At 52.9% G+C, this 25,599-nt stretch carries 24 protein-coding genes; 16 read left to right on the top strand and 8 right to left on the bottom strand.

Annotated elements, in window-relative coordinates; all coding sequences use genetic code 11:
- Positions 1 to 339: 339 nt before the first annotated feature.
- Complete coding sequence (locus ACQE3Y_RS18685; RefSeq protein ID WP_426982248.1) at positions 340 to 1,110, bottom strand: amidohydrolase; 771 nt, start codon at positions 1,108 to 1,110, stop codon at positions 340 to 342.
- Positions 1,098 to 2,258: a pyridoxal phosphate-dependent aminotransferase gene (locus tag ACQE3Y_RS18680; protein WP_426982247.1), complete on the bottom strand. Its 1,161-nt coding sequence runs from the start codon at positions 2,256 to 2,258 to the stop codon at positions 1,098 to 1,100. The genes ACQE3Y_RS18685 and ACQE3Y_RS18680 overlap by 13 nt, the downstream gene beginning before the upstream one ends.
- Positions 2,259 to 2,406: 148 nt before the next feature.
- Here ACQE3Y_RS18680 and ACQE3Y_RS18675 point away from each other — a divergent pair, with 148 nt between their 5' ends.
- Genes ACQE3Y_RS18675 through ACQE3Y_RS18665 form a run of 3 tightly spaced genes read left to right on the top strand, consistent with a single transcriptional unit; the run spans position 2,407 to position 4,246 of the window.
- Positions 2,407 to 3,018 (top strand): methylthioribulose 1-phosphate dehydratase, encoded by a 612-nt coding sequence (locus ACQE3Y_RS18675; protein ID WP_426974723.1) that lies wholly within the window; start codon positions 2,407 to 2,409, stop codon positions 3,016 to 3,018.
- The gene (gene mtnC, locus ACQE3Y_RS18670) at positions 3,018 to 3,707 is read left to right on the top strand and encodes an acireductone synthase (protein WP_426982246.1); all 690 of its coding nucleotides are present in this window, start codon (positions 3,018 to 3,020) and stop codon (positions 3,705 to 3,707) included. Before ACQE3Y_RS18675 ends, mtnC begins: the two co-directional genes overlap by 1 nt.
- A complete protein-coding gene (locus ACQE3Y_RS18665) occupies positions 3,704 to 4,246 on the top strand; it encodes a 1,2-dihydroxy-3-keto-5-methylthiopentene dioxygenase (RefSeq protein ID WP_426982245.1) in 543 nt (180 codons plus the stop codon). Before mtnC ends, ACQE3Y_RS18665 begins: the two co-directional genes overlap by 4 nt.
- Positions 4,247 to 4,253: 7 nt before the next feature.
- Here ACQE3Y_RS18665 and mtnA read toward each other — a convergent pair whose 3' ends face one another.
- Complete coding sequence (mtnA, locus tag ACQE3Y_RS18660; RefSeq protein ID WP_426982244.1) at positions 4,254 to 5,276, bottom strand: S-methyl-5-thioribose-1-phosphate isomerase; 1,023 nt, start codon at positions 5,274 to 5,276, stop codon at positions 4,254 to 4,256.
- A 107-nt stretch (positions 5,277 to 5,383) separates the two neighbouring features.
- Here mtnA and mtnK point away from each other — a divergent pair, with 107 nt between their 5' ends.
- Positions 5,384 to 6,583, top strand: coding sequence for an S-methyl-5-thioribose kinase (mtnK, locus tag ACQE3Y_RS18655; RefSeq protein WP_426982243.1), 1,200 nt, complete (start codon positions 5,384 to 5,386; stop codon positions 6,581 to 6,583).
- Between the two features lie 91 nt (positions 6,584 to 6,674).
- On the opposite strand, the gene ACQE3Y_RS18650 is transcribed toward mtnK, so the two are convergent.
- Positions 6,675 to 8,165 carry a sensor domain-containing diguanylate cyclase gene (locus ACQE3Y_RS18650; protein WP_426982242.1) on the bottom strand — a complete coding sequence of 497 codons (1,491 nt, stop codon included), beginning with the start codon at positions 8,163 to 8,165 and terminating at the stop codon, positions 6,675 to 6,677.
- A gap of 324 nt (positions 8,166 to 8,489) precedes the next feature.
- On the opposite strand from ACQE3Y_RS18650, the gene ACQE3Y_RS18645 reads away from it, so the two are divergent.
- The 3 genes from ACQE3Y_RS18645 (at position 8,490) to ACQE3Y_RS18635 (ending at position 11,129) form a co-directional block, all read left to right on the top strand.
- Positions 8,490 to 9,965 (top strand): TrkH family potassium uptake protein, encoded by a 1,476-nt coding sequence (locus ACQE3Y_RS18645; RefSeq protein ID WP_426982241.1) that lies wholly within the window; start codon positions 8,490 to 8,492, stop codon positions 9,963 to 9,965.
- A gap of 369 nt (positions 9,966 to 10,334) precedes the next feature.
- Positions 10,335 to 10,607 (top strand): DUF1778 domain-containing protein, encoded by a 273-nt coding sequence (locus ACQE3Y_RS18640; RefSeq protein ID WP_426982240.1) that lies wholly within the window; start codon positions 10,335 to 10,337, stop codon positions 10,605 to 10,607.
- A gap of 3 nt (positions 10,608 to 10,610) precedes the next feature.
- Positions 10,611 to 11,129, top strand: a complete 519-nt coding sequence (locus ACQE3Y_RS18635) for a GNAT family N-acetyltransferase (RefSeq protein ID WP_426982239.1) — start codon at positions 10,611 to 10,613, stop codon at positions 11,127 to 11,129.
- A gap of 333 nt (positions 11,130 to 11,462) precedes the next feature.
- Here ACQE3Y_RS18635 and fadE read toward each other — a convergent pair whose 3' ends face one another.
- Positions 11,463 to 13,910, bottom strand: a complete 2,448-nt coding sequence (gene fadE / locus ACQE3Y_RS18630; protein ID WP_426982238.1) for an acyl-CoA dehydrogenase FadE — start codon at positions 13,908 to 13,910, stop codon at positions 11,463 to 11,465.
- A gap of 290 nt (positions 13,911 to 14,200) precedes the next feature.
- On the opposite strand from fadE, the gene lpcA reads away from it, so the two are divergent.
- Together lpcA and ACQE3Y_RS18620 are read left to right on the top strand one after the other, a co-directional pair.
- Positions 14,201 to 14,782 carry a D-sedoheptulose 7-phosphate isomerase gene (gene lpcA / locus ACQE3Y_RS18625; RefSeq protein WP_084971004.1) on the top strand — a complete coding sequence of 194 codons (582 nt, stop codon included), beginning with the start codon at positions 14,201 to 14,203 and terminating at the stop codon, positions 14,780 to 14,782.
- Between the two features lie 156 nt (positions 14,783 to 14,938).
- Positions 14,939 to 15,706: a class II glutamine amidotransferase gene (locus ACQE3Y_RS18620; protein WP_426974713.1), complete on the top strand. Its 768-nt coding sequence runs from the start codon at positions 14,939 to 14,941 to the stop codon at positions 15,704 to 15,706.
- Here the strand turns inward: ACQE3Y_RS18620 and dpaA are convergent.
- The gene (gene dpaA, locus ACQE3Y_RS18615) at positions 15,677 to 16,414 is read right to left on the bottom strand and encodes a peptidoglycan meso-diaminopimelic acid protein amidase (RefSeq protein ID WP_426982237.1); all 738 of its coding nucleotides are present in this window, start codon (positions 16,412 to 16,414) and stop codon (positions 15,677 to 15,679) included. The genes ACQE3Y_RS18620 and dpaA overlap by 30 nt on opposite strands.
- 255 nt (positions 16,415 to 16,669) lie before the next feature.
- Here dpaA and dinB point away from each other — a divergent pair, with 255 nt between their 5' ends.
- The 3 genes from dinB (at position 16,670) to ACQE3Y_RS18600 (ending at position 18,934) form a co-directional block, all read left to right on the top strand.
- A complete protein-coding gene (gene dinB, locus ACQE3Y_RS18610; RefSeq protein WP_250651944.1) occupies positions 16,670 to 17,725 on the top strand; it encodes a DNA polymerase IV in 1,056 nt (351 codons plus the stop codon).
- A gap of 316 nt (positions 17,726 to 18,041) precedes the next feature.
- On the top strand, positions 18,042 to 18,173 hold the full coding sequence (locus ACQE3Y_RS18605; RefSeq protein ID WP_426974711.1) for a hypothetical protein: 132 nt from the start codon (positions 18,042 to 18,044) through the stop codon (positions 18,171 to 18,173).
- A gap of 158 nt (positions 18,174 to 18,331) precedes the next feature.
- A complete protein-coding gene (locus ACQE3Y_RS18600) occupies positions 18,332 to 18,934 on the top strand; it encodes a hypothetical protein (RefSeq protein WP_426982236.1) in 603 nt (200 codons plus the stop codon).
- A gap of 74 nt (positions 18,935 to 19,008) precedes the next feature.
- Here ACQE3Y_RS18600 and pepD read toward each other — a convergent pair whose 3' ends face one another.
- A complete protein-coding gene (gene pepD / locus ACQE3Y_RS18595) occupies positions 19,009 to 20,463 on the bottom strand; it encodes a beta-Ala-His dipeptidase (RefSeq protein ID WP_426974709.1) in 1,455 nt (484 codons plus the stop codon).
- Positions 20,464 to 20,716: 253 nt separating this feature from the next.
- Between pepD and gpt the strand changes: the two genes are divergently transcribed.
- The 3 genes from gpt (at position 20,717) to crl (ending at position 23,003) form a co-directional block, all read left to right on the top strand.
- Positions 20,717 to 21,175: a xanthine phosphoribosyltransferase gene (gene gpt, locus ACQE3Y_RS18590; RefSeq protein WP_085067843.1), complete on the top strand. Its 459-nt coding sequence runs from the start codon at positions 20,717 to 20,719 to the stop codon at positions 21,173 to 21,175.
- Between the two features lie 121 nt (positions 21,176 to 21,296).
- Positions 21,297 to 22,541, top strand: coding sequence for an esterase FrsA (frsA, locus tag ACQE3Y_RS18585; protein ID WP_426974708.1), 1,245 nt, complete (start codon positions 21,297 to 21,299; stop codon positions 22,539 to 22,541).
- A gap of 60 nt (positions 22,542 to 22,601) precedes the next feature.
- Positions 22,602 to 23,003 (top strand): sigma factor-binding protein Crl, encoded by a 402-nt coding sequence (gene crl / locus ACQE3Y_RS18580; RefSeq protein WP_426974707.1) that lies wholly within the window; start codon positions 22,602 to 22,604, stop codon positions 23,001 to 23,003.
- A 131-nt stretch (positions 23,004 to 23,134) separates the two neighbouring features.
- On the opposite strand, the gene ACQE3Y_RS18575 is transcribed toward crl, so the two are convergent.
- Positions 23,135 to 24,247, bottom strand: a complete 1,113-nt coding sequence (locus tag ACQE3Y_RS18575; protein WP_426974706.1) for a porin — start codon at positions 24,245 to 24,247, stop codon at positions 23,135 to 23,137.
- Between the two features lie 244 nt (positions 24,248 to 24,491).
- Between ACQE3Y_RS18575 and proB the strand changes: the two genes are divergently transcribed.
- Complete coding sequence (gene proB / locus ACQE3Y_RS18570; protein ID WP_426982235.1) at positions 24,492 to 25,595, top strand: glutamate 5-kinase; 1,104 nt, start codon at positions 24,492 to 24,494, stop codon at positions 25,593 to 25,595.
- The last annotated feature ends 4 nt before the right edge of the window (positions 25,596 to 25,599 follow it).

Genomic DNA, 25,599 nt, shown 5'->3' with positions numbered 1-25,599 from the left:
ATGAACCCGTGACGCATGAGAGAATTGCTGCACAATCGCTGCCGTTTCCCCCTTCATACAGTCATCCTGTTTCACAAGAACTTATTCCAGCCCCGTTTCACAGAGGGATAACCATGAAAATGTTAAATTACTTTTATGTAGTAGAGGATGTTCAAAGATGACCAGATATCGAACAGAACCGACAAAAAGAGGAGAGAGGTGAAAAAATTAAAAAGAGCTTATTTGTAAGGCAGGGATGTAACTTTTCTAGAAAGGCGCTGATAAAATCAGTGACAATACAACAGGATTTGCTGTGTATTGAGCTGGTCTCTTTGCAGGACTGACCAGCCCACCCAATACTTAACGCCAGTCAAACGCGTCGGCATCGCGCCAGGCGGGGAAGCGTTCGCGATATGACCGTAGCTCCTCCAGCGATAGCTCAGCATGTAACACTGCTGGCTGATGCGCTTCGCCACGGCCCAGAATAATGCCCTGCGGCGAAATAATCTGGCTATCGCCACTGTAGCGCAGCGATTTGCCATCTTCACCCACGCGGTTGCAGCCAGCAACGTAAGCCTGGTTTTCAATCGCGCGCGCCATCAGCAGCGCCTGCCAGTGATGAGCACGCGCCTCCGGCCAGTTTGCGACATACAGCGCCAGGTCGTAATCGTCGCGGTTACGGGAAAACACCGGGAAGCGCAGGTCATAGCAAACCTGCGGCAAAATACGCCAGCCGCGCCATTCCACGATCTCTCGCTGACTGCCTGCAACATAATAGTGATGCTCGTCGCCCATGCGAAACAGGTGGCGCTTGTCGTAATGGTGTACGCGGCCATCCGGCTCCACCAGCAGAAAACGATTTACCGCACCTTTTTCCGTTTGCAGCGCCGCACTGCCGCCCACCATAGCGTTAAGACGCCGCGCATGCTGATGCAGCCAGGCGACCACCCGATGCTGGGATAACGACTCACGCGCCGCTTCCATCGCAAAGCCGGTGGTAAACATCTCCGGCAGCACGATTAAATCGCACCCGGAAAGCGACGCCAGTAGCGTATCAAAATGGGCCAGATTGGCTTCGCCATCCATCCAGACCAGCGGTTGTTGTAACAGTGAAAGCGTTAAATTTGACACAGGCGCTCCGCAGCAGCCAGCAGGGTAGTTTCCTGCTTGGCAAAACAAAGACGAATCAAGCGATGAGGAAAGGCGTCGGCACAGAATACCGATAGCGGGATCGCCGCCACGCCGACTTCCTCTGTCAGCCAGCGACAGAAACTGACATCATCCAGATCGGATATTGCACTGTAATCCGCCAGCAGAAAGTAGGTGCCCTCGCAGGGCAGGATTTCAAAACGGCTACGGCTGAGCGCCTGAACAAAACTATCGCGGCGCGCCCGATAAAACGCAGGCAGATCGCGATAATGCTCTGGTTCGGCGCGCAGCATATCGGCCAGCGACAGCTGAGCAGGCGTGTTCACGGCAAAGGTCAGATATTGATGCACTTTGCGGATCTCAGCGCTTAGCGCCGCTGGCGCAACGCAGTAGCCCACTTTCCAGCCGGTCATATGGTATGTCTTACCAAAAGAGGAGACGGCAATCGCCCGCTCGCGCAGTTGCGCATGCGCTAACACGCTGTGATGACCCTCGTCGGTGAAGCAGATATGTTCATATACCTCATCGCTCAGCACATAGATCTCTTCATCAGCAATGGCCTGCCACAGCGCGGCAAAGTCGCTCTGCTGCCAAACGGTGGCAGAAGGATTGTGCGGGGTATTCAGGATCACCAGCCGGGTTCGCGGCGACAGCAACTCACGAAACGCCTGCCAGTCAACGCGAAAGGCGGGTGGTTGCAGTGTCAGGCGCTTTATCACGCCGCCGGACAGCGTGACGGCGGGCGCATAGCTGTCATAGCTGGGATCAAAGCAGATCACCTCGTCACCAGGCCGCACCAGTGCAGTAATCGCAGCATATAACGCCTCGGTCGCGCCAGCGGTAATGGTAATGTCGGCGGTAGCGTCAGGGCGATGGCGGTAAAGTTCCGCCGTTTTATCGGCAATTGCTTCACGTAACGCCGCTACGCCGGTCATCGGCGCATACTGATTTGCGCCCTGGCTAACATGATGCGCCAGCCGCTGCTGCAAATAACGCGGGCCGTCAAAATCGGGAAAACCCTGCGAGAGATTAATCGCGTTGTGCTGCTGCGCCAGCGCGCTCATCTGGGTAAAAATGCTGGTGCCGAGCGACGGCAGCTTGCTTTGTGGGATCAACGGGTTAGAACGCATAAATAGCTCACCTTTCGTGCGGGTAGCGGCCCGATGTTACGGCTGTGTTGAGCCACTATAATCATGATGTTAGTATTTGGCAATCAAGATGGGTAGACGTCTAAAAGCAAAAATTTCCCGTAACGGCGAGGCCGATAAAAGGAGCGCAATGACCGTAACTCCACAACTGGCGCAGCTGGTGGCTGCCTGCCACTGGATTGGGCAACAGGGCTGGGCACCGGCGACCGGCGGCAATATGTCGATCCGTGCGGAGAGAGGATTATGCCTGCTCAGCGAATCTGGCAAGGACAAAGGCAGCCTGACCGCCGCCGATTTTATTGAAGTAGAGATCGCCAGCGGCCTGGCACCGTCAGGGCGCAAGCCCTCTGCGGAAACCGGCCTGCATACGCTTATCTATCGCCTGTTTCCGGAGGCGGGCGCGGTATTGCATACCCACAGCGTTAACAGCACCGTGCTGTCACGTATTGAAACAGGATCGGCGCTGCTGCTGCAGGGCTATGAAATGCAAAAGTCGCTGTCCGGTCAGCGCAGCCATCTGGATAGCGTAGCGATAGCGCTGTTTGATAACGATCAGAATATCAGCGCGCTGGCGGCACGTATTGAAGCCTGGGCGCAAACCAGGCCGCTGCGTTACGGTTTTCTGCTGCGCGGTCATGGCCTGACCTGCTGGGGCAGGGATGTGCAGGAGGCGCGTCGCCATCTGGAAGGGCTGGAGTTCCTGTTTAACTGTGAAATGCAACGTCGTTTGCTGGAGAGATAATGATCCGCGCAATTGTTACCGATATTGAAGGCACCACCAGCGACATTCGCTTCGTGCATAATGTTCTGTTTCCCTGGGCGCGTCAGCATCTGGCGGCGTATCTGCGTACTCATATGGCAGAACCGGCGGTGGCCGCTGCGTTGAACGATCTGCGTCAGGAGATCAACCAGCCGCAGGCGGATACCGAACAGCTGATTACCGTGCTGTATCGTTTTATGGATGAAGACCGTAAATCCACCGCATTGAAAGCGTTGCAGGGCATGATCTGGCGCAGCGGCTACCTTAACGGTGATTTTACCGGTCATCTCTATCCTGACGTATTGCCTGCGTTAAAGAACTGGCATGAACAGGGGATTTCCCTGTACGTTTATTCGTCTGGCTCGGTTGCTGCGCAAAAGCTGTTGTTCGGCTACAGCGATCACGGCGATATTACAGCGCTGTTCAGCGGTTATTTTGATACCCATGTCGGGGCCAAGCGTGAGGTCAGTGCTTATCAAAATATTGCCCGCCAGATTAATCTGCCTGCCAGCGAGCTGCTGTTCCTGTCTGATATTCGCCAGGAGCTGGATGCTGCGCAGCAGGCCGGTTGGTACACCCTGCAGTTGATTCGCGGCGAAGCGGATAATAAGAGTCTTCATCGCCAGGTAAACCGTTTTGATCAGATTAAGCTGGAGCTGTTTTCCTTATGAGTGAATTGACCATCTATACCGAAACAGAAACCACGGTGCCGGTGTGGCACAGCACCGATCCTGAGGCGATTCGCGAGCAGCTCAACGCGCGCGGTGTACGCTTTGAACGCTGGGAAGCCAACCGCGAATTAGGCGAAAACCCTGATGCGGAAACCGTGATTAATGCTTATCAGCATGCCATCGATCGACTGGTTGCGGAGAAGGGCTATCAAAGCTGGGATGTGATCAGCATGCGCGCCGATAATCCGCAAAAAGAGGCGCTGCGCAGTAAGTTTCTGGCGGAGCATACCCATGGTGAAGACGAAGTGCGCTTTTTTGTCGAAGGGGCCGGGCTGTTTTGCCTGCATCTGGAAGGGCGTGTCTACCAAATCCTGTGTGAGAAAAATGATCTGATCTCCGTACCGGCCGGTACACCGCACTGGTTTGATATGGGATCGACCCCGCATTTTACCGCGATCCGTATTTTCGATAACCCGGAAGGCTGGATCGCCAACTTCACCGGCGATCCGATTGCGGTTAGTTACCCGCGTCTACCCTGATTCTGGTTCATCGCGGCTGGAAATAACCGGCCGCCACCTCTTCAGGCGTTACCACGCCGCTATCCAACACCCAACCGCTGATTAATTCTGCTGGCGTCACGTCAAATGCCGGATTCCATACCTGCGCATTTTCCGGCGCCCACTGTAGCTGGCCAAAGCTGCCGGATACGCCAGTGACCTCGGAGGCGGCGCGCTGCTCAATCGGGATGGCGCTGCCGTTGGGGCAGTGCGGATCGAGTGTGGTATGCGGCGCGGCTACGTAAAAAGGGATGTGATGATAGCGCGCCAGCACCGCCAGACTATAGGTGCCGATTTTGTTAGCGACATCGCCGTTAGCGGCAATACGATCGGCACCGACCCAGATGGCGTCCACCTGTTTTTGCGCCATCAGCGCGGCCGCCATAGAATCGCAGATCAAACGATTGGGAATGCCCAGTTCGGTTAGTTCCCAGGCCGTCAGGCGGCCACCCTGTAATAGCGGGCGAGTTTCATCCACCCAGACCTGTTCGACTTTTCCCTGCTGAAAAGCCAGGGCGATAACGCCGATGGCGGTGCCAACGCCAGCGGTAGCCAGACCGCCGGTATTGCAGTGGGTTAAAATTCGGCTGCCGGGCGCTACCCGTTGGCTGCCCGCCTGAGCGATGCTGTCGCATAGCGCTTTATCTTCTTTCACCAGCCGCAGCGCTTCAGCGCTTAACGCATCAACGAAATTCTCCTGCAGCAGCGCCTGCTTCATCCTGTCCAGATTGTTCATCAGATTAACGGCAGTAGGACGCGCGGCGCGTAAGATCGCCAGCGCCTGCGTCAGCTGGTTTTTGGACATGCCATTTTCCGCCAGCAGCGCCAGCAGTAGACTGGCGGAGAGGCCAATTAATGGCGCACCGCGTACCCGCAGCGCATGAATATGGCTAACCAGCGCTTCCACGCTGCTCGCGTCCAGCCAGTTTTTTTGCTGCGGCAGAGCCTGCTGATCGAGGATCCACAGCTGGTTATCACGCACCTGCAGGCTGGTGGTATGAAGAGTTTGCATAACAGTGAAATCCATGTTGCGTTAATGCAGCATATTGTGCCAACATGCGAAACGGAAGTATAGACGTCTGAACGGCTTTTACTACAGATTTGCAGAGGAAACGGATAATGTCGCAATACCGGACGTTCACTGCCGCCGATGCGGTAGAATATGCGCAGCGATTTGGTGGGCTAAGTGATGCATCTTCGCTGGTAACGGCTGAAGAGATTGGTGACGGTAACCTTAATCTGGTATTTAAAATCTTTGATCGCGACGGCATCAGTCGCGTTGTGGTAAAGCAGGCGCTGCCCTGGGTGCGCTGCGTTGGCGAGTCCTGGCCGCTGACACTGGAGCGTGCGCGACTGGAAGCTGAAACGCTCACGGAACATTATCGGCACTGCCCGCAGCATACGGTAAAAGTATTGCATTACGATGCTGAGCTGGCGGTGATGGTGATGGAAGATCTCTCCAGCTATCGTATCTGGCGCGGTGAGCTGGTACAGGGACGCTACTATCCGCAGGCGACGCGTCAGCTGGGTGAATATCTGGCGCAAACGCTGTTTCATACCTCCGATTTTTACCTGCATCCTCATGAGAAAAAGGCGCGGGTTATCCGTTTTACCAATCCTGAAATGTGTGAAATCACTGAGGATCTCTTTTTTACCGATCCCTATGAAGATCATCCGCGCAACGATTACCCGGCACAGCTGGAAACTGAGGTGGCGGAGTTGCGTAGCGATGAACGGCTGCGTAACGAGGTCGCCGGACTAAAGCACCGCTTTTTCTCCCATGCGGAAGCGCACCTGCATGGTGATATCCACAGCGGTTCCGTGTTTGTTGCCGACGGTAGCCTGAAAGCAATTGATGCCGAGTTTGGGTATTTTGGGCCAGTGGGTTTTGACGTGGGTACGGCGTTGGGTAACCTGCTGCTGAACTATTGTGCGCTGCCGGGGCTGCTGGCGACGCGTGAAGCGGCCGACGGGCGCGAGCAGCGTTTACAGGATATACGCACCCTGTGGCTGACATTTGCCGAATGCTTTCAGGCACTGGCAGCGGAAAAAAGCCGCGATCGCATGCTGGCGTGGCCGGACTATACCGCGACCTGGTTGAAGAAAGTATTTGCGGACAGTATCGGTTACTGCGGCAGCGAACTGATTCGTCGTACAGTCGGCATGGCACACGTGGCGGACCTGGAAACCATTCAGGATGAAGCGATGCGCATTGAGTGTATTCGTCACGCGATTAGCCTGGGGAAAACGTTAATTGTTGCCGCGCCGCATATCGATAATATCGATACGCTGATTGCCCGTATTCGACAGAACGGCTAGGGTTTGCCCTGACTGCATGTGCAACCTTCCGTGGTGAAGGTTGCACATCGTTACAGACAAGAACAACAGAGCTGAGAGGCGCAGATTAAGGTTAGATCTCTCCCTGAGCCCGATTACGTCCGTTGCGTTTGGCATGGTAAAGCGCATTATCTGCCTTTTTCTTCAGCAGCTCGGCTTCGTTGTCCTCACCATTTGAGATAATCGTACCGCAGCCGGCGCTGATAGTGACCACTCTCTCCGGCAGTTCCGTCGAGGTATGGACAATCGCGGCATCTCTGATCACCTTAACCGCCCGGTCAGCAAACTGCCTGGCATCCGGTGCGCTGGTAAAAGGCAGAATGATAGCGAACTCCTCGCCGCCGTAGCGCGCCACCAGATCGGTATGACGGTGAGTCGCACCTTTCAGCAGGCCGCCTACCTTTTTCAGACACATGTCACCTGCTACGTGACCGAAGGTATCGTTATAGCGTTTGAAAAAGTCGATATCTATCATGATTAATGACAGCGGCTCGCCAGTTTTTTTCGAGCGCTGCAGCCCTTCTTCAAGCACCACATCAAACTGTCTGCGGTTAGCCAGGCCGGTCAGGCCGTCAATCAGCGCCATCGACTGCAGGGTATGGTTAATGGTGGTAAGTTCATCTCTGACCTGCGTCAGCTCAAGCTGGTTTCTGACGTTGGCCCTGATTTGCTTCAGAATAAATACTCCCATTCCCATTATCATGGTCAGCAGGATCAGGTTAAGCACCACATCTGTGAGGTTGGTTTCAAGCCACGCTTTCTGCACTCTGTCACGATCATAGCCAGCGGTGACGACCAGCGGATACTGCTCCAGCCGGGCATAACCATAAATACGCTCAATACCGTCCAGCGCGGAGCGCCATGTTGCACTGCCGCTGGCGGATGTTTTAAGCGCGATTCTGAACAGCGGGCTGGCAGAAAGGCTTCGGTTAATCACTGAATCCGGCAGGGGGCGCATATACAATACGGTGGTATCGGCGAGGATAAGCCCCAGAACATCGCGTGCTCCCAGGGTGTAATAACCGTAAAATTGCCTGAAGTAGTCCACTTTAACCGTGGCCAGTGCGACGCCGGCAAAATGACCGGCGCTGTCGTTCAGGCGCATCGATACCGGGATAACCTGTTCACCAGTGGAACGGCTGCGAATAACGTGACCGATATGAACAGAGGTATCAGAGTGGCTACGGTGCCAGACAAAATATTCCCGATCTGCATTGCTGCCCTTTGAAGGGATATAATTGCCTGATGTGGCGATCCAGTTTCCCTGTGCATCGTAAATAAAAAGCCCATGCAGCTGCTGCAGTTTACCGTGCTGCTCTTTCAGCTGACGTGAAAAAGCCTCCGTTTTTGCATAGTCTGGCCCCTGCTGCGTGAGCTGCCTGACCGCATCAGAGAGGGTAATATCCACCTGAAGAAAGGCGTCTTCTGCCTGTTTTGCCAGCGAGACGGCGAGATTACGGGCATCCTCTTCGCGCTCTGTAATTCGCTGTTGCCAGGAGCTCCAGAGTGTCCAGGCATTAATGCCCATAACGGCCATGGCTGTCAGCAGCAAAAAGGCCGCCATACTCCTGCCAAGAGGCGTATGTCTGAGGCGGGAGGAAGTATTTGACGAATATTTATTCAAGGCCAGGTTGTCCTGTTTCGTGCCGATACATAAGCGTAATTTATAAATTCACCTGTTACAACCGACAACGTTTTTAGTTCCACCGCTGACCAGGCGTGACAGCCAGTTTTATGGATGGGCTTTCCGTGGCCACACTCCTCAGAGCGCACAATACAATCTTCTGTAGATAATGAATATATTCATCCGTTGCTTTATCTGAGTTTGTGATATGCCCGGTAAGAAGGCATCATTGCTGCCGATCTTTTGTCATCAGGGAGCCTTGCTTTGCAACGCTATCTCACACTCAATTTTTCACAGGTGCGCGTGGTTATTCACCTGTGCGGTTTTCTGGTGTTTTTGTACAGCTTTTCCATGCTGCCGCCGATGCTGGTCGCTTTGTTCAGCAAAGAGCGCAGCTGGTTTGCTTTTTTTACTACCTTCTTCACCTTTTTTACCCTGGGCGGCGGTGCCTGGCTTGCCACCAAACGTGCCGGTATACAGCTTAAAACCCGTGACGGCTTTCTGATTATTGTTCTGTTCTGGCTGTTGTTTTCGGTTATCAGCGCCATGCCGCTCTGGCTGGATGATTCGGTGGGGCTGAGTTTTATTGATGCGCTGTTTGAAGGGGTATCCGGTATCACCACCACGGGCGCCACCGTGATTGGCGACGTTAGCAACCTGCCGGCTGCCTATCTCTATTATCGGGCGCAGCTCAATTTTATCGGCGGGTTGGGAGTTATTGTTCTGGCGGTCGCGGTACTGCCGCTTTTGGGAATTGGTGGGGCGAAACTTTATCAGTCAGAGATGCCCGGCCCTTTTAAAGAAGAGCGCCTGACGCCGCGTCTGGCCGATACTTCACGCAGCCTGTGGCTTACCTATCTGCTGCTGGGACTGGCCTGTTGCGCCGCTTATATGCTGGCGGGGATGCCCGCTTTTGATGCGCTCTGTCATGGCCTTTCTACCGTGTCGCTGGGCGGCTTTTCCACACGCAGCGAGAGCATTGGTTACTGGAACAGTTCTGCGATCGAACTGGTTGCCGGGCTTTTCTCGCTACTGTCAGCAATTAACTTTACCGTGTGGTTTGTTGCCTTTACCCGACGCACATTACAACCGTTTCGCCGTAATGCAGAGCTACGCTTTTTCCTGCTGGTGACGCTGATTATAGTGTTGATAACCGCATGGCAGCTCTGGCATGTCGGCATGTATAACGCAACGGACAGTCTGATGCATGCGTTCTTCCTGACCAGCTCTATGATTACCGATAATGGCCTGGCGACCGGCGACTATGCCAGTTGGCCTGCACATACTATTGTGCTGTTACTGACGGCAAGCTTTTTTGGCGGCTGTGTGGGCTCTACCTGCGGCGGTATAAAAGCGCTGCGCTTCCTGGTGTTATTTAAGCAAAGCCGCCATGAGCTACATCAACTGGCGCATCCTCGTGCGCTATTAAGCATTCGGGTTGGCGAGAGCGTGGTGACGGAACGCGTGTTGCGCTCGGTATGGAGTTTCTTTTTTCTTTACGTACTGTTCACGGTGTTTTTTGTCTGGATGCTCAATATCATGGGCTATGACCTGATGACCGCTTTCGCTACCGTTGCGGCCTGTATCAATAATATGGGGCTTGGCTTTGGAGAAACGGCATCCACATTTGGTACGCTTAGCGAAGGGGCTAAATATTTGATGTGTGCCGCCATGATAATGGGACGTCTTGAAATTTATCCGGTGCTGATACTTTTCTCGCGCTTTTTCTGGCGAAAATAGAGTCTTGCTCAGTTTGAAAACGATGCTTATTGCTGCGGCTGGCGTATTGATAATGTCGATACGTTGGCCGTGCTGGTTCAGCATACATTCAAGCTAATCTGCTCCAGGGTTCACTGCCGCACAGGCAGCTTAGAAAAGTATTACCTGTGGATTGAGGATGAACACGATGTTCACTGCCGTACAGGCAGCTTATCAAACGACTTTTACTGGTTTCTCGGTGGTATTTCTTGGGATCATATAAAGATTGATTAAAAAATAGTCCGCCTCACCACATACTGCATGTACGGTAAGAGACCGTACATGCAGGCGTATCAAATCCTGAAACTGTATTGCATAGCAATGCGTCAGTCATATGGACATAGAGGAAACATGGCAAACACATTAAAGAAACAACGCATCGATCTGCGTTTATCTCCAGAAGATAAAACGCTTATCGAAAACGCGGCCTCTCTCAGCAATCTAACCATCTCGCAATTTATGCTGGCAAGTGCTTCTGAACGGGCAGCTGAAGTCATTGAACAGCATCAACGTATAGTGCTCAATGAAGCATCATGGAAGCAGGTTATGGATGCCATCAGCAATCCACCTAAACCTAATGTAAAGTTAAAGCAAGCGGCCCAACGTCTACAGAACATGGAGTAAGTTTTGGACACTTTAAAAGTCGAGCTTTTCATGGATGAAGCTCAGTACAAAATAAATAACTTTGATTGTGGCAAAACAACTTTAAATAAATTTCTGCTCGAGCATCTCAGACGTCAACATAACGGGGAAATATTAAGAGCGTATGTGCTGATAAATCATGAGGCGGAGCCAAAAGTCCTGGGCTATTACACGTTATCCGGCGGTAGTTTTGAAAGATCTAGCTTGCCCTCTAAAACGCAACAGAAAAAAAAACCATATAAAAATGTGCCATGCGTTACCCTTGGCAGGCTGGCGATAGATAAAACTCTGCATGGGCAAGGCTGGGGAAGCATGTTGATTTCTCATGCGATGAGCGTTGTTTATCACGCGTCATTGGCGGTAGGTATACATGGCATGTTTGTCGACGCCCTGGATGATGAGGCTAAACAATTTTATACCAGTCTCGGTTTTATTGAATTGGCAGGTGAAAACGACAGTTCATTATTTTATCCAATACAATCCATTGAAAAATTATTTCAATAATAATCCAGATGTTTATGAACAATGTGCCAGGGGTTTCAGCGAGGTGTTAATATAGAGTTAAGGAAATATTTTTTCTGCGCCAAAACAAAGTTTCTATATTAATTTTTTTTGCCTAAAGAAGTTATTTTTTGGTCTCGCCACTTAACTGAAAACGTTAAAACCTTATGCGCTTGTTCACTGCCGCACAGGCAGATAAAAGTAAAACTTCCGTTCCTGCTTTTCATAAAGAAAAGGCCCGAGCGTTACCGCTCAGGCCCTGGTTGCCACGCTAAAATGTCCGGTTTATTACCGCAAACGTGACGCTTGCTGGGTAGTCTTTATTTTTATTCGCCCTCAGGCGGCTTCGCTTTTACGCTCATGCGTCTGATCCTGCTTTACCGGCTGGGTAGCCAGCGCATCCGCCTCAAACTCATCAACGTTAATCGAACGCAGGCGACTGGCTTCGGCACGCACTAAAACATCCGCCTCCTGCTGTGTGATCCACTCCTCCTGCAAGGCGCGCTGTGCCAGCTCATCAAGTCGGGTAAATGACAAATGCTTTTTCAACTGCTTGCAAAGACGGTCGTGAATCACTTCCGCAGCCATTACATCCTGTAGCGCCGCTTCCAGCTGTCCGGCAGGATTATGTTCGCTCGGCGTTAAATACTGGCCGCGTCCCAGGCGAGAGCGCGTTGCGGACGGCGTCTGCAACAGTTTCGCTAACTGATGGTCCAGACGATCCGATGGCGCACGGCAGTGGCGGCCTGCCGGGAAAATCATCACACGCAGTGTGGCTGCAACCGCCGCGTTGGGGAAATTACGCAGCAGATCGTCAATAGCATTCTCTGCCTGATTCAGCGCATCCTGCACGCCCCAGTGCAGCAGCGGCAGATCCGCTACATTACGGCCTTCTTCGTCGTAACGTTTTAGCGCCGCCGAGGCAAGATAAAGCTGACTCAGAATATCGCCCAGCCGGGCTGAAACGCGTTCGCGTCGCTTCAGACTACCGCCCAGTACCGACATCGAAATATCTGACAGCAGCGCCAGGTTCGCGCTGATGCGGTTCAGATGCTGGTAATAGCGGCGGGTTGCATCGCGGGTTGGCGCAGCGCTGCCGTAACCGCCGGTAACACCCAGCCACAGGCTGCGAATCAGGTTGCTGCCGACATGTCCAATATGACTGAATAGCGCGCGATCAAACTCTGGCAGGTCGTTACGCTCTGCGGCGCCCATCTCACGCAGGATATAAGGATGACAGCGGATTGCGCCCTGACCAAAGATGATCATGCTGCGCGTCAGAATATTCGCGCCTTCGACGGTAATTGCGATCGGTGCGCCCTGATAAGCACGGGCAAGGAAATTGCTCTTGCCGAGCATAATGCCTTTACCACCAGCAATATCCATCGCATCGATAATGGCGCGCTGGCCGCGATGGGTGCAGTGATATTTAACTATCGCCGAGAGCACCGCTGGTTTCTCGCCCTGCATAATGCCGCAGGTAATCAGCGTGGCGGCGGCATCCATCACATAAGCGTTGCCGGCGATGCGCGCCAGCGGTTCTTCAATCCCTTCCATCTTCCCGATAGAAACCCTGAACTGGCGACGAATATGCGCATAGGCGCCCGTTGCCAGCGCCAGACTTTTCAGGCTGCCGGTGGAGTTGGAGGGCAGGGTGATGCCGCGACCTACCGACAGGCACTCAACCAGCATGCGCCAGCCCTGACCGGCCATTTTAGGCCCGCCGATGATGTAGTCGATAGGGACAAAAATATCGTTACCGCGTGTCGGGCCATTCTGGAACGGCACGTTAAGCGGGAAATGGCGTTTGCCGATCTCAACGCCTGGCGTATGGGTTGGGATCAGCGCACAGGTAATGCCCAGCTCTTCGGTATCGCCCAGTAAATGCTCAGGGTCGGAAAGCTTAAATGCCAGGCCCAGCACGGTGGCAATCGGTGCCAGGGTGATATAGCGCTTGTTCCAGGTAAGACGCATACCCAGCACCTGCTGGCCCTGCCATTCGCCCATACAAACGATGCCGATATCGGGGATCGCGCCTGCATCGGAACCCGCTTCCGGGCTGGTTAATGCAAAGCAGGGGATCTCCAGGCCCTGTGCCAGACGCGGCAAATAATGCTTCTTCTGCTCATCGGTGCCGTAGTGCTGCAGCAATTCACCGGGGCCGAGCGAGTTGGGTACGCCAACGGTAATCGCCAAAATGCCGGATACGCCCGCCAGCTTTTGCAGCACGCGTGCCTGGGCGTAGGCAGAAAACTCCAGTCCGCCATACTCCTTTTTAATAATCATGGCGAAGAAGCGATGCTCTTTCAGGTAAGCCCACAGCTCCGGCGGCAGATCGGCCATTTCATGGGTGATCTGAAAATCGTTAGCCATACGGCAGGCCTCTTCCACCGGGCCATCAAGAAATGCCTGTTCTTCAGCGGTCAGACGCGGCTGCGGATAGTTGTGCAGTTTTTGCCAGTCAGGATTGCCACGAAACAGATCGCCTTCCCACCAGGTTGTGCCCGCATCGATCGCCTCTTTTTCAGTACGTGACATCGGTGGCATCACCTTACGGAAGGTGCGCAGCATGGGGGCAGAGACCATCGAACGACGCATCGACGGCAGGTTTAACGGCAGAAGTATCAGGGCCAGCGGAAGCAACAGCCAGGGCGTCCAGAGATCGAATAGGGCCATTGCTGCACTCCATAACAGCAGGATAGCGCTGCTGGCTGGAAGCGAAATGCGGTGCCAAAAAAGCGCGCCGATCAGAATCAGCGTCGCGACAATGCTAAGAACCATCATAATGAACCGCTCCGTAACAAGTAAGAGGTCTGACCTGTTGGTCTGGCTACAGGTTTAAAGCAGTTCTGTTTATTTAGCAATCTGGCAACAGAATAATTACAACCTGGCTCACATTCCATTCGCATCATTCGTCAAAGCATGAATTTTATCCCAGCCCGTTGTGGATTAAACCGATTATTACCCTGACAGCGCCCCGGTCTTTACATCTCAGCTTTACCCTGTAAGGCTTTGCGACCCGCTGGCATTTCGGTAAACTTGCGCTGACTCTTTCTCCTCCAAAGGACCTCCCTATGTACCAGGATATTATTCGTTCAGAACTTAACGAAGCAGCGGATACGCTAAATAAATTCCTGAGCGAAGACGCAAATATTCATGCGATCCAGCGCGCTGCCGTGCTGCTTGCCGATAGCTTTAAGGCGGGGGGCAAAGTGCTTTCCTGCGGCAACGGCGGTTCGCACTGTGATGCCATGCATTTTGCTGAAGAGCTGACTGGTCGCTATCGCGAAAACCGCCCTGGCTATCCGGCTATCGCCATCTCTGACGTCAGTCATCTCTCCTGCGTCAGTAATGATTTTGGCTACGACTATGTCTTCTCTCGTTATGTTGAGGCCGTAGGCCGTGCGGGCGATGTGCTGCTGGGTATTTCCACCTCGGGGAATTCCGCCAATATCATCAAGGCGATTGAGGCGGCGCGCGCGCAGGGCATGAAAGTGATCACCCTGACCGGCAAAGATGGCGGCAAAATGGCGGGCAGCGCAGACATCGAAATCCGTGTGCCGCACTTTGGCTATGCCGACCGCATTCAGGAGATCCATATCAAAGTGATTCATATCCTGATGCTGTTGATCGAAAAAGAGATGGAGAAAAAGTAACGGCGCACCAGCCGTTAACTTTGCCGCGTCAGCCCCGGCGCGGCTAATCCGAAGCAGCAGGGCGCTTGTCGCGTTCTGTTAACAAAAATGCTCTTCCGCTGCCAGTCTCCATTTGATTCGTTATAATCGTCACAAAACCGCGCCGGAGGCCTCTCTATGTGTGAACTGCTCGGCATGAGCGCTAATGTCCCAACTGATATTTGCTTTAGCTTTACCGGACTGGTGCAGCGCGGTGGTGGCACCGGGCCGCATAAAGATGGCTGGGGTATCACCTTCTACGAAAACAAAGGCTGCCGCACCTTTAAAGATCCGCAGCCCAGCTATAACTCGCCAATCGCGCGTCTGGTGCAGGAGTATCCTATTAAGTCCTGCTCGGTGGTGGCGCATATTCGTCAGGCGAACCGGGGGCAGGTGTCGCTGGAGAATACCCATCCTTTTACTCGCGAGCTGTGGGGACGTAACTGGACCTATGCGCACAACGGGCAGCTAAGCGGCTATCGCCAGCTGGAAACCGGTAATTTTCGTCCGGTAGGCGAGACAGACAGTGAAAAGGCGTTCTGCTGGCTGCTGCATAAGCTGGCGACGCGCTATCCGCGAACGCCGGGCAACTGGCCTGCGGTGTTTCGCTATATTGCCGAACTGGCGACGGAACTGCGGCAGAAAGGGGTGTTTAATATGCTGCTGTCAGATGGCCGCTATTTAATGGCCTATTGCTCGACCAATCTTTTCTGGATTACGCGACGTGCGCCGTTTGGTAAGGCGAAGCTGCTGGATCAGGATGTAGAGATCGATTTTCAGAAGCAGACCACGCCAAATGACGTGGTCACGGTGATTGCCACTCAGCCGCTAACCGGCAATGAGACCTGGCATCGTATTGCGCCAGGCGAATGGCAACTATTTTGCCTTGGAGAGCGCCAGGAATGACTGTGAAGCGGCGGGCGTGCCGCTGACCGGTGAGCCGTTCAGCACATACCTGCCGTTATTTACCGCTATCGTTGGCGGCTGGCGATGCTGTACAAACCACGCATAGCCCGGCTGCAGCTGTTTCCAGAAACTGGCGTAATAAGAGTTCCGGTGACGCTGCATATTGCTTTCGGTCATGCGGAACGGATAGATACTGACGGCCACTTCAGGCTGACCGTTACGCAAAGCCGCGTTTACGTAGCTGAAGATCTCATCCATATAGGCATTTGTCATGGCGTAACAGCCAACAGAGACGCAGGCGCCATGGATCATCAGGTATTTGCCGTCATAGCCCTGCTGGCGGTCGTACTGGTTAGGAAAACCAATATTGATTGCGCGGTAAAAACGGCTGTCCGGCTTAAGCTGGCTCTGTTTTACGCTGTAAAAGCCTTCCGGGCTTTTAAAATCGCCCTGACGGCGCTTTGGCCCAAGGCCGCCAGAAAAGTTACAGATGCGATAGCTATCGAGCAGGCGGAACTCATTGCCGATCTTGCCGTACAGTTCCAGCGTGCGTTCTTCTTTAAATATCTGAATGTAAACCGGCGTACCTAATAACTGCTTCTTTAACTCTTTGCTGACCGGTGCCAGTGGCTGAACTGGCTCAGGCGCGCTTGCCATGCTGAGGGCTGGCAGAAGAATCATCGCAAACAAAAGTGCGATTTTGCCCATTCTTGTTCCCTTGATGATGAGGGGGATTAAACTGCAACGCCCTGCGGCGTCTGTAACATGCATATAGGATAATTCCGCTATTGCTGCGCAACATTATCACTGTCTGTTTTTTTATCAAGATGCCAGCTAAGAAATAGCTGTTATTCCGGAGATGGCCCGCAAATTAACGTATGCCGTTACTGCATATTCATCGCGCTACGCCATTGAATCCCCTTAAGTTGGCTGTATACTTATCCAGTAATGGCGGAGGGGGCTATGCGCAAAATCATTCATGTCGATATGGACTGCTTTTACGCGGCGGTGGAAATGCGTGATAACCCCAGCCTGCGTGATATTCCGCTGGCCATTGGCGGCAACCGGACGCAGCGCGGCGTTATCAGCACCGCTAACTACCCGGCCCGTAAATATGGCGTGCGCAGCGCGATGTCCACCGCGATGGCGTTAAAGCTCTGTCCGCACTTAACGCTGCTGCCGGGCCGCTTTGATGCCTATAAAGAGGCTTCCGCCCATATTCGCGAAATCTTTTCACGTTATACCGCGCGTATTGAGCCGCTGTCGCTGGATGAAGCCTATCTTGACGTAAGCGACAGCCCGCACTGTCACGGTTCGGCAACGCTGATGGCGCGTGAAATCCGCCAGACTATCTCCCGTGAACTGGATCTTACCGCATCAGCGGGCGTTGCGCCGATTAAGTTTCTTGCCAAAATCGCTTCCGATCTGAATAAGCCAAACGGCCAGTATGTGATTACCCCGGATGAGGTGCCGCAGTTTTTACTGACGCTGCCGCTGGCCAAAATTCCCGGCGTCGGCAAAGTAACGGCAAAGAAGCTGGAAGATTTAGGGCTGCGCACCTGCGCCGATGTGCAAAACAGCGATCTGGCAATGTTGCTAAAGCGCTTTGGTAAATTTGGCCGGGTAATCTGGGAGCGCAGCCACGGTATTGATGAGCGTGAAGTGATTACCGATCGCGAGCGTAAGTCGCTCGGCGTTGAGCGCACGCTGTCGGAAGATATTCATCACTGGGAGCAGTGCCTGGAGATTATTGATTTTCTTTATGACGAACTGGAGCGGCGGCTGACGAAAATCAAACCGGATCGTCATATTGCGCGCCAGGGCGTTAAGCTTAAGTTCAGTGATTTTCAGCAGACCACGCAGGAGCATGTCTGGCCGGTGTTGAATAAAGAAGATTTGATTGCGGTAGCGAAAGAGGCCTGGGAAGAGCGCCGTGCCGGCCGCGGCGTCAGGCTGGTGGGGCTGCATGTGACGTTGCTGAATCCTCAGCTGGAACGGCAACTGCTGCTGGGGCTGTAGGATGGTTAAGCCTTCTCACGCCAGAACTGATTTTTGAATACAGTATGTATCGATAAATAAACATAAAATGTGCTGCATGTAAAAGTAGCTGTTGTTATGTTCCTGCTGCTGACAGCCCCTGATTACTTTATCACGCGTTTAGAAAATTAAATTTGGTTAGCAGGCGTACTTCCTAACTTTGAATTTAACGCCCAAAGTAATATTTAATAGGCTAGCTATGTTCTGTGGTTTATTTTTATAGTTTATTATTGCTTTAGGATAATTTATCATTCATGCACCGCTAATCAGTTTTATCATGGAATGAAAGAGGATAATAATGAGTTTCACTGGCTACTCATCAGAAAAAAGCATGCTAAGTTATGATTTTGGTGGCATTTCTAACGCTGGAGTGAAAGCAGCAATGGAGGCGGGGCGTTACCCCAAACGTTTCCCCACAGAAGCTATTTAATGCCAATTACAAAGAGAATTATTAATTGCGATAAATAATACAGTAACTTTTTCTGGCAGTGGGGTGACAGGGACAATACGGAATCCGCAAAACATGGGGGTTAGCGCCAAATATGCCATATCTACTCTCCAGTCTTTCTCTGGTTTTTAAGGAATAAAATGTTATTAAAGATTTTCCTGGCACGCTTCCAGCGCTGTCGGGCAATTGAGCATGAGATCAAAAGTGCTTCGGTTAACAAGTTTTCAGCCCTGCAAGAAAAAATTAACGCAGAGATGAAGGATTCCGTCGGGATGTTTAATTTTGCGTTTCCGCTGGTGCTTAGCGCTTTTTTTATGATTATGAGCTTTGCTATAGTGCAGTTTTCACTATGGCAGGCTGTAACGCAGTGGCTATTATTGCCACCTGCCATGACCATGGTCTTTTTGGTGATTGGTTCGCTGATTTGCGGCATACTTTATGTAATGCCAGTGTTTATCATGTCGAAGGGGTTTATGGCCGGTGCCAGACTTCATCTGATATTGGCATATTTAACACTGCTAAGCGCCATTATATACTTTCTGAGTATGGTTATAGAGTGGATAGCTAGCGCGTTTACGGCATGGGGAGGAATTATTAGCGCCTCATTAGCGTTAATCTTTATTGGTCTTAGCCTGTTTATCATACGCACCGAGCGCTTTTACTCATCCCTGTTGTTTACACTCTATTGCCGAACGCTCAGAAAATTACAGGTCAGCTGCGTTAAACAACGCGCTATAAAATAAATTGCGTAAAAAATAAAAAGGCCAGAAATGCTCTGGCCTTTGATTTTACTGATTGCGACGCGTTCCAGACGAAATTACTTCGCCGGAATCACTTTCAGCAGTTCGGTCAGCAGCTGCCAGTAAAGCGCTACGCTGCCAATATGCACCTGCTCATCCGGCGAGTGCGGGCCGGTAATGGTCGGGCCGATGGAAACCATATCCATATCCGGGTAAGGCTTCTTGAACAGACCACATTCCAGCCCCGCATGAATGATCTGAATATTCGGCGTCTTGTTAAACAGGCGCTGATAGGTCTCACGCACCAGCGCCATGACCGGCGAGCTGGCGTCCGGCTGCCATCCCGGATAGCTGCCTTTTGCTGCACCTTGCGCACCGGCCAGTTCACACAGCGAGCTCAGCATTGTCACCACATAATCTTTGCCGCTGTCGATCAGCGAACGGATCAGGCAGTTGATTTTTGCTTCCTGCTCGGTCATGGAAACCACACCGACGTTCAGCGACGTTTCCACCACGCCTTTCGCCACGTCAGAGTTGCGGATCACGCCGTTCGGCGTGCTGTTCAGCAGGGCGATAAAACGATCGCGGCTGTCAGCGGTCAGCGCCGCGCCACCCGCCACCGGCTCGGTTTGCAGGGTGATATTCTTCTCAATCAGGCCCAGCTCGTTCTGCAGGGTCGCCAGATAGCCCATCGCCGCAGATTTCAGCGTATCGATTTTTGCCGCTGGCAGAGCGAAGGTAGCGTAGGCTTCACGCGGAATCGCATTGCGCAACGTGCCGCCGGTAAAATCAATCAGACGCAGATCGTATTCACGTGCATACTGTGCCAGGAAGCGCACCAGCAGCTTGTTGGCATTGCCCAGGCCCAGATGGATCTCTGCCCCGGAATGACCGCCTTTTAACCCTTTCAGCGTCAGGCGCAACGTTTCGTAATCGGCAGGAACCGCTTCACGCTGCAGCGGCAGCGTAGAGGTAAAATCGATACCGCCGGCGCAGCCCATATAGATTTCACCTTCTTCCTCAGAATCGGTGTTAATCAGGATCTCAGCCTGCAGCCAGTTCGGTTGCAGACCGAATGCGCCGTCCATGCCGGTCTCTTCCGTCATGGTCAACAGCACTTCCAGCGGACCGTGTTGTACGCTCTCATCAGCCAGTACCGCCAGCGCAGAGGCCATACCAATGCCATTATCCGCGCCCAGCGTCGTGCCGCGCGCTTTTACCCATTCGCCATCGATCCAGGGCTGAATTGGATCTTTAGTGAAATCATGGGCCGTATCGTTGTTTTTTTGCGGCACCATATCCAGGTGCGCCTGCAGCGCTACCGGCTTACGGTTTTCCATGCCTGGCGTAGCTGGCTTACGGATCAAGATATTGCCGACCTGGTCACGGTCGCACCAGAAGCCTTTTTCCTTTGCCCAGGAGAGAATGTGCTGCGCCAGCGCCTCTTCGTGAAATGAAGGATGCGGAATGGAGCAGATTTTAGCGAAAATATCCCACAGCGGTTGGGGAGAGAGTTGAGACAATTCAGACACGACAGGTCTCCTGTGTCATCGGTGCGCGGCTGCGCATCATTGCGAAATTTCCAGTAATCGATCGCCGTCAGCGAATCTGACGTGATGGGGTGAGAATAACATCCTTTATTGTCTGCTGTGCAGTCGGGCGCGTTAAAATGCGGCAACCGCGCAATCCGGTGCTGGTTTTTAACGCGTCAGATCCTTATAATGCCGCGCAACCTTTTCCCATTGCATATTTTTTAGGCCAATTCGATTGGTCGGGATTCCTTTTATGAGCGAAAAATACGTCGTCACCTGGGACATGTTGCAGATTCATGCCCGTAAACTGGCTCAGCGCCTGCTTCCTGTTGAACAGTGGAAAGGCATTATTGCCGTAAGCCGCGGTGGTTTGGTTCCGGCTGCGCTGCTGGCGCGTGAACTCTCTATCCGTTATGTCGACACCGTTTGTATTTCCAGCTATGACCACGATCATCAGCGCGAAATGAACGTGCTGAAGCGTGCGGAAGGCGATGGCGAAGGCTTTATCGTGATTGATGACCTGGTTGATACCGGCGGCACCGCTCAGGCGATCCGTGAAATGTATCCGAAAGCGCGTTTCGTCACTATTTTCGCTAAGCCTGCTGGCGCGCCGCTGGTTGACGATTATGTAGTGGATATCGCACAGAATACCTGGATTGAGCAGCCGTGGGATATGGGCGTTGCCTTTGTTCCGCCGATCGTCGATCGCTGATTGACCTGCATCAAAACAACGCCCGGTTCGTCCGGGCGTTGTCGTTTCTGCGGGTCGCACCCTGGGGATGGGTGAAGTACACTGTAGTCTCGTGATTGCGCGGCGGCAGGAGAGCGACACCATGTCAGCAAAAAATCTCAGCGAAGAGCTATTCAAACCCCGATTTAAACACCCGGAAACGTCATCACTGGTGCGCCAACGGCATCACGTTACTTCGACCGTTCAATCCACGCTGGATGGTGAGAGCCATACCGGCTGGTATCGCATGCTCAACCGCCTGCTCTGGAGCTGGCGCGGCTTGCCGCTGATTGAGATTAGCGAAGTGCTGGCGCGGATTGCTGTCAGTTCAGCAGAGCGCACCAGCGAAGATCTGCTGGATACGGTCATTGGCTATCGCAGCGGCAACTGGATTTATGAATGGAGCAAACAGGCGGCGCTATGGCAGCAGAAGGCGATGGACGCAGGCGAAACGCCGGAAGCGGGCGAGCACTGGCTGCATGCGGTTAATCTCTACAGCCTGGCCGCGTGGCCACATATCAAAGGCGATGAGCTGGCCGAACAGGCGCAAACGCTGGCTAACCGCGCCTATGAAGAAGCTACGCTGCGTCTGCCTGGCGAGCTGAAAGAGTTATCGTTCCCGATTCAGGGCGGCGGCTCGATTACGGGCTTCCTGCATATGCCGCCTAATGTTAGCGCGCCTTATCCTACGGTGCTGCTATGCGGCAACCTTGATAGCCTGCAGATCGATCACTATCGCCTGTTTCACGATTACCTGGCACCGCGCGGCATCGCGATGTTGACGATTGATATGCCGTCGGTGGGTTTTTCCTCTAAATGGAAACTGAACCAGGATACCAGCTTTCTGCATCAGCAGGTGCTACGCGGTCTGGATGCGGTACCGTGGGTCGATCATACGCGCGTGGCGGCGCTGGGCTATCGTTTTGGCGCTAACGTGGCGGTACGTCTGGCTTATCTGGAAGCGCAGCGTCTGCGCGCCGTCGCTACCCTGGGGCCAATTGTTCATGCGTTGCTGGCTAACTCCGCTCAGCAGGAGCGTGTGCCGGATATGTATATTGATGTGTTAGCCAGTCGGCTGGGTATGGCACGCGCCACAGATGACGTACTGCGCACTGAGCTAAATCGCTATTCGCTGAAAACCCAGGGGCTGTTGGGACGCCGTACACCAACGCCAATGCTGGCAGGCTACTGGCAGAACGATCCCTGGAGCCCGGAAGAAGATGCGCGTCTGATTGTTAACTCATCCGCAAACGGCAAGCTGTTGCCGATCGGCTTTTCGCCGGTGTTGGGCAACTTCGATCGGGCACTGCAAACCATCTGCGACTGGCTGGTACAACAGTTGAAGTGATAAGTTGCTATTTTGCATTAGTTTGCTAAAACTGTTAGCTCATTTAAGGAGGTGTAAACCATGACGTTACCGAATGGACATCCACGAAGCCGGTTGCTTAAACGTTTTACCGCGCTGGGTCCCTATATTCGCGAGAACAAATGCGAAAATGAGCGGTTCTTTTTTGATTGCCTGGCCGTTTGCGTCAATGTTAAACCTGCACCGGAAAGCCGTGAATTCTGGGGATGGTGGCTGGAGCTGGATGCGCAATCCGATCACTTTACCTATCAGTATCACTATGGCCTGCACGATAAAGATGGCAACTGGAAGCCATGCGCTATCAAAGGCAAAGAGAATGAAGAGAAGCTGGAAGAGACGTTGCGTAACTTCCACGAACGCCTGAAGTCTACGCTGGCTGAACTGGAACTGGGGTTATTGCCTGCTGAAGGCGCTAATGAACAGACGCTTAAGTTAACCGCCTAATCAGTCGTTTTTACAAAGAAAAGGGCAGACGCGAAGTCTGCCCTTTTCTGTATTATTACCGCATCAGGCGGCCCGCCTTCTGTTGCAGCAATACCGGTGTATTCAGAAGGCTGACCGGATGATGCCGAATATCAGAACTGGTAGGTCATACCCACTGCAACGATATCGTCAGTGTTGCGGTTCAGCGTGTTGTCATCATCCAGCAGGTTGATTTTGTAATCCACGAATGCGGACATGTTTTTATTGAAGTAATAGGTCGCGCCGACGTCAGCGAACTTATGGTAATCCGCATCACCGATGCCGCCTTCAATATCCTTCACCTTGCTCTGAACATAAGCCAGCGACGGACGCAAGCCGAAATCAAACTGATACTGCGCTACGATTTCGATATTTTGCAGTTTGTTAGCGTAGCCGCTGATATCTTCTACGGTGCCGTTAACGTTAACATCATTGCCGCTAATCGGGTTCATATTACGGGTTTCAGCGTAAGTGGCCGCCAGATAAACACCGTTGTTGTCATACTTAATGCCGGTTGCCCAGGCTTCGGCTTTCTCGCCACCGCCAAAGTCGCTGTTTTTCTGATTCAGCGTACGGTTAGAAGAAGAGACCGCGCCTTTAAGGCTCAGGCTATCGAGGATTTTATAAGAAAGCGATGCGGCCATGCCGTCGCCGTTAGAGACGCCGTCGCCGCGTGACGAGCTTTCATTTTTGCCCTGATATTGCAGCGCAAAATCCAGGCCATCTACCAGACCAAAGAAATTGCTGTTGCGATAGGTGGCGACGCCGTTAGCGCGGCTCAGCATGTAGACATCAGCGGATGTATATGCAGTGGCACCAAATTCCGGCATCATATCGGTGATGGCTTCAACATCATAAATCAGGCCGTAGTTACGACCGTAATCCAGCGAGCCATAATCCGTGACTTTAATCCCGGCAAAGCCCAGACGCGTTTTATTGCCTGCGTTAGAGTCGCTTTCTGGGTTATTAGCGTTGTACTGATATTCCCACTGACCGTAACCGGTCATGATTTCGTTAATTTGCGTCTGGCCTTTAAAGCCGATACGCACATAAGATTTGTCGGCGTTGCTGCTGGCATTGGTTTCAGCATCGCTCATGTAACGCATTGCTTTCAATTTGCCATAGAAATCCAGCTTGTTACCGTCTTTATTGTACACTTCTACTGCCTGCGCTGCGGTGCTCAGGGTCAGGGCGGATACCAGTAGTGCCAATGCGCTCTTTTTCATTTGTTATTAATCCCAATGAGTAAAAAAATGTACCGCTCGGAAAACTCTTATGACTGCGGAAACGTTTTTACCGGGATTTGATGAATGTTTTATGAAGCTTTTCCGCTTTTATTGTTAAACGCGAACTTTTGGTCTACGCGGTTGTCAGGCATTTTCCAGGCTTTTCCCCTTAGTGCCTGTTGGCATCCTTGCCCACTCCTGATAAAAAGTCCTTTCAAAGACATTTTTACTACGGCAGGAAATCATGAGCGGCAGTCAGACCTTAGTGGTCAAACTGGGTACCAGCGTGCTGACCGGCGGATCGCGTCGGTTAAATCGGGCACATATTGTGGAGTTAGTTCGTCAGTGCGCACAGCAGCACGCGGCGGGCCATCGAATTGTGATTGTTACCTCTGGCGCAATGGCTGCCGGACGTGAACACCTGGGTTACCCGGAACTGCCGCCTACCATCGCCTCAAAGCAGCTGCTGGCTGCGGTGGGGCAGAGCCGTTTGATCCAACTGTGGGAACAGCTGTTCTCTATCTATGGCATCAATATTGGTCAGATGCTGCTGACGCGGGCGGATATGGAAGATCGCGAGCGCTTCCTTAACGCACGCGATATGCTGCGTGCGCTGCTGGATAACAATATCGTGCCGGTGATCAATGAGAACGATGCGGTGGCGACGGCGGAAATCAAAGTCGGCGATAACGACAACCTGTCGGCGCTGGCAGCGATGCTGGCCGGTGCCGATAAGCTGCTTTTGCTGACCGATCAGCCGGGGCTGTTTACTGCCGATCCGCGTCATAATCCGCAGGCATCGCTTATTAGTGATGTGCATGGCATCGATGATGCGTTGCGCACCATCGCTGGCGACAGCGTTTCCGGCCTTGGCACCGGCGGCATGGCAACTAAACTACAGGCGGCGGATGTCGCCTGCCGCTCCGGCATTGAGGTGATTATCGCGGCGGGCGGCCGTCCGAACGTTATTGGCGATGTGATCGAAGGCAAACCGGTGGGTACGCGTTTTCATGCGCAACAGTCGCCGCTGGAGAGCCGTAAGCGCTGGATTTTTGGTGCGCCGCCTGCCGGTGAGATTATTATTGACGACGGCGCGCTGTCGGCAGTGCTGGAGCGCGGCAGCTCGTTGTTGCCGAAAGGCATTCGCGAAGTGAGCGGCAACTTTTCACGCGGCGAAGTCATCCGCATTCGCAGCCTGTCTGGACGTGATGTGGCGCATGGCGTTTCACGCTATAACAGCGATGCGCTGCGGATGATTGCCGGTCACCACAGCCAGGAGATCACCGATATCCTGGGTTATGAATACGGTCCGGTTGCCATGCACCGCGACGATATGATTGTCAGCTAAGGAG

The sequence above is a fragment of the Pantoea sp. FN0305 genome, assembly GCF_050113845.1.
In the GTDB taxonomy this organism is placed as follows: Bacteria; Pseudomonadota; Gammaproteobacteria; order Enterobacterales; family Enterobacteriaceae; genus Mixta; species Mixta alhagi.
This window is presented reverse-complemented; position numbering and strand designations above follow the sequence as displayed.

Bases quoted from the DNA above. Each gene is read 5' to 3' on its own strand.
- ACQE3Y_RS18680 (WP_426982247.1), bottom strand. From the start codon at position 2,258: ATGCGTTCTAACCCGTTGATCCCACAAAGCAAGCTGCCGTCGCTCGGC.
- ACQE3Y_RS18675 (WP_426974723.1), top strand. From the start codon at position 2,407: ATGACCGTAACTCCACAACTGGCGCAGCTGGTGGCTGCCTGCCACTGG.
- mtnC (WP_426982246.1), top strand. From the start codon at position 3,018: ATGATCCGCGCAATTGTTACCGATATTGAAGGCACCACCAGCGACATT.
- ACQE3Y_RS18665 (WP_426982245.1), top strand. From the start codon at position 3,704: ATGAGTGAATTGACCATCTATACCGAAACAGAAACCACGGTGCCGGTG.
- mtnA (WP_426982244.1), bottom strand. From the start codon at position 5,276: ATGCAAACTCTTCATACCACCAGCCTGCAGGTGCGTGATAACCAGCTG.
- mtnK (WP_426982243.1), top strand. From the start codon at position 5,384: ATGTCGCAATACCGGACGTTCACTGCCGCCGATGCGGTAGAATATGCG.
- ACQE3Y_RS18650 (WP_426982242.1), bottom strand. From the start codon at position 8,165: ATGGCGGCCTTTTTGCTGCTGACAGCCATGGCCGTTATGGGCATTAAT.
- ACQE3Y_RS18640 (WP_426982240.1), top strand. From the start codon at position 10,335: ATGGCAAACACATTAAAGAAACAACGCATCGATCTGCGTTTATCTCCA.
- fadE (WP_426982238.1), bottom strand. From the start codon at position 13,910: ATGATGGTTCTTAGCATTGTCGCGACGCTGATTCTGATCGGCGCGCTT.
- lpcA (WP_084971004.1), top strand. From the start codon at position 14,201: ATGTACCAGGATATTATTCGTTCAGAACTTAACGAAGCAGCGGATACG.
- ACQE3Y_RS18620 (WP_426974713.1), top strand. From the start codon at position 14,939: ATGTGTGAACTGCTCGGCATGAGCGCTAATGTCCCAACTGATATTTGC.
- dpaA (WP_426982237.1), bottom strand. From the start codon at position 16,414: ATGGGCAAAATCGCACTTTTGTTTGCGATGATTCTTCTGCCAGCCCTC.
- dinB (WP_250651944.1), top strand. From the start codon at position 16,670: ATGCGCAAAATCATTCATGTCGATATGGACTGCTTTTACGCGGCGGTG.
- ACQE3Y_RS18605 (WP_426974711.1), top strand. From the start codon at position 18,042: ATGAGTTTCACTGGCTACTCATCAGAAAAAAGCATGCTAAGTTATGAT.
- ACQE3Y_RS18600 (WP_426982236.1), top strand. From the start codon at position 18,332: ATGTTATTAAAGATTTTCCTGGCACGCTTCCAGCGCTGTCGGGCAATT.
- gpt (WP_085067843.1), top strand. From the start codon at position 20,717: ATGAGCGAAAAATACGTCGTCACCTGGGACATGTTGCAGATTCATGCC.
- frsA (WP_426974708.1), top strand. From the start codon at position 21,297: ATGTCAGCAAAAAATCTCAGCGAAGAGCTATTCAAACCCCGATTTAAA.
- crl (WP_426974707.1), top strand. From the start codon at position 22,602: ATGACGTTACCGAATGGACATCCACGAAGCCGGTTGCTTAAACGTTTT.
- ACQE3Y_RS18575 (WP_426974706.1), bottom strand. From the start codon at position 24,247: ATGAAAAAGAGCGCATTGGCACTACTGGTATCCGCCCTGACCCTGAGC.
- proB (WP_426982235.1), top strand. From the start codon at position 24,492: ATGAGCGGCAGTCAGACCTTAGTGGTCAAACTGGGTACCAGCGTGCTG.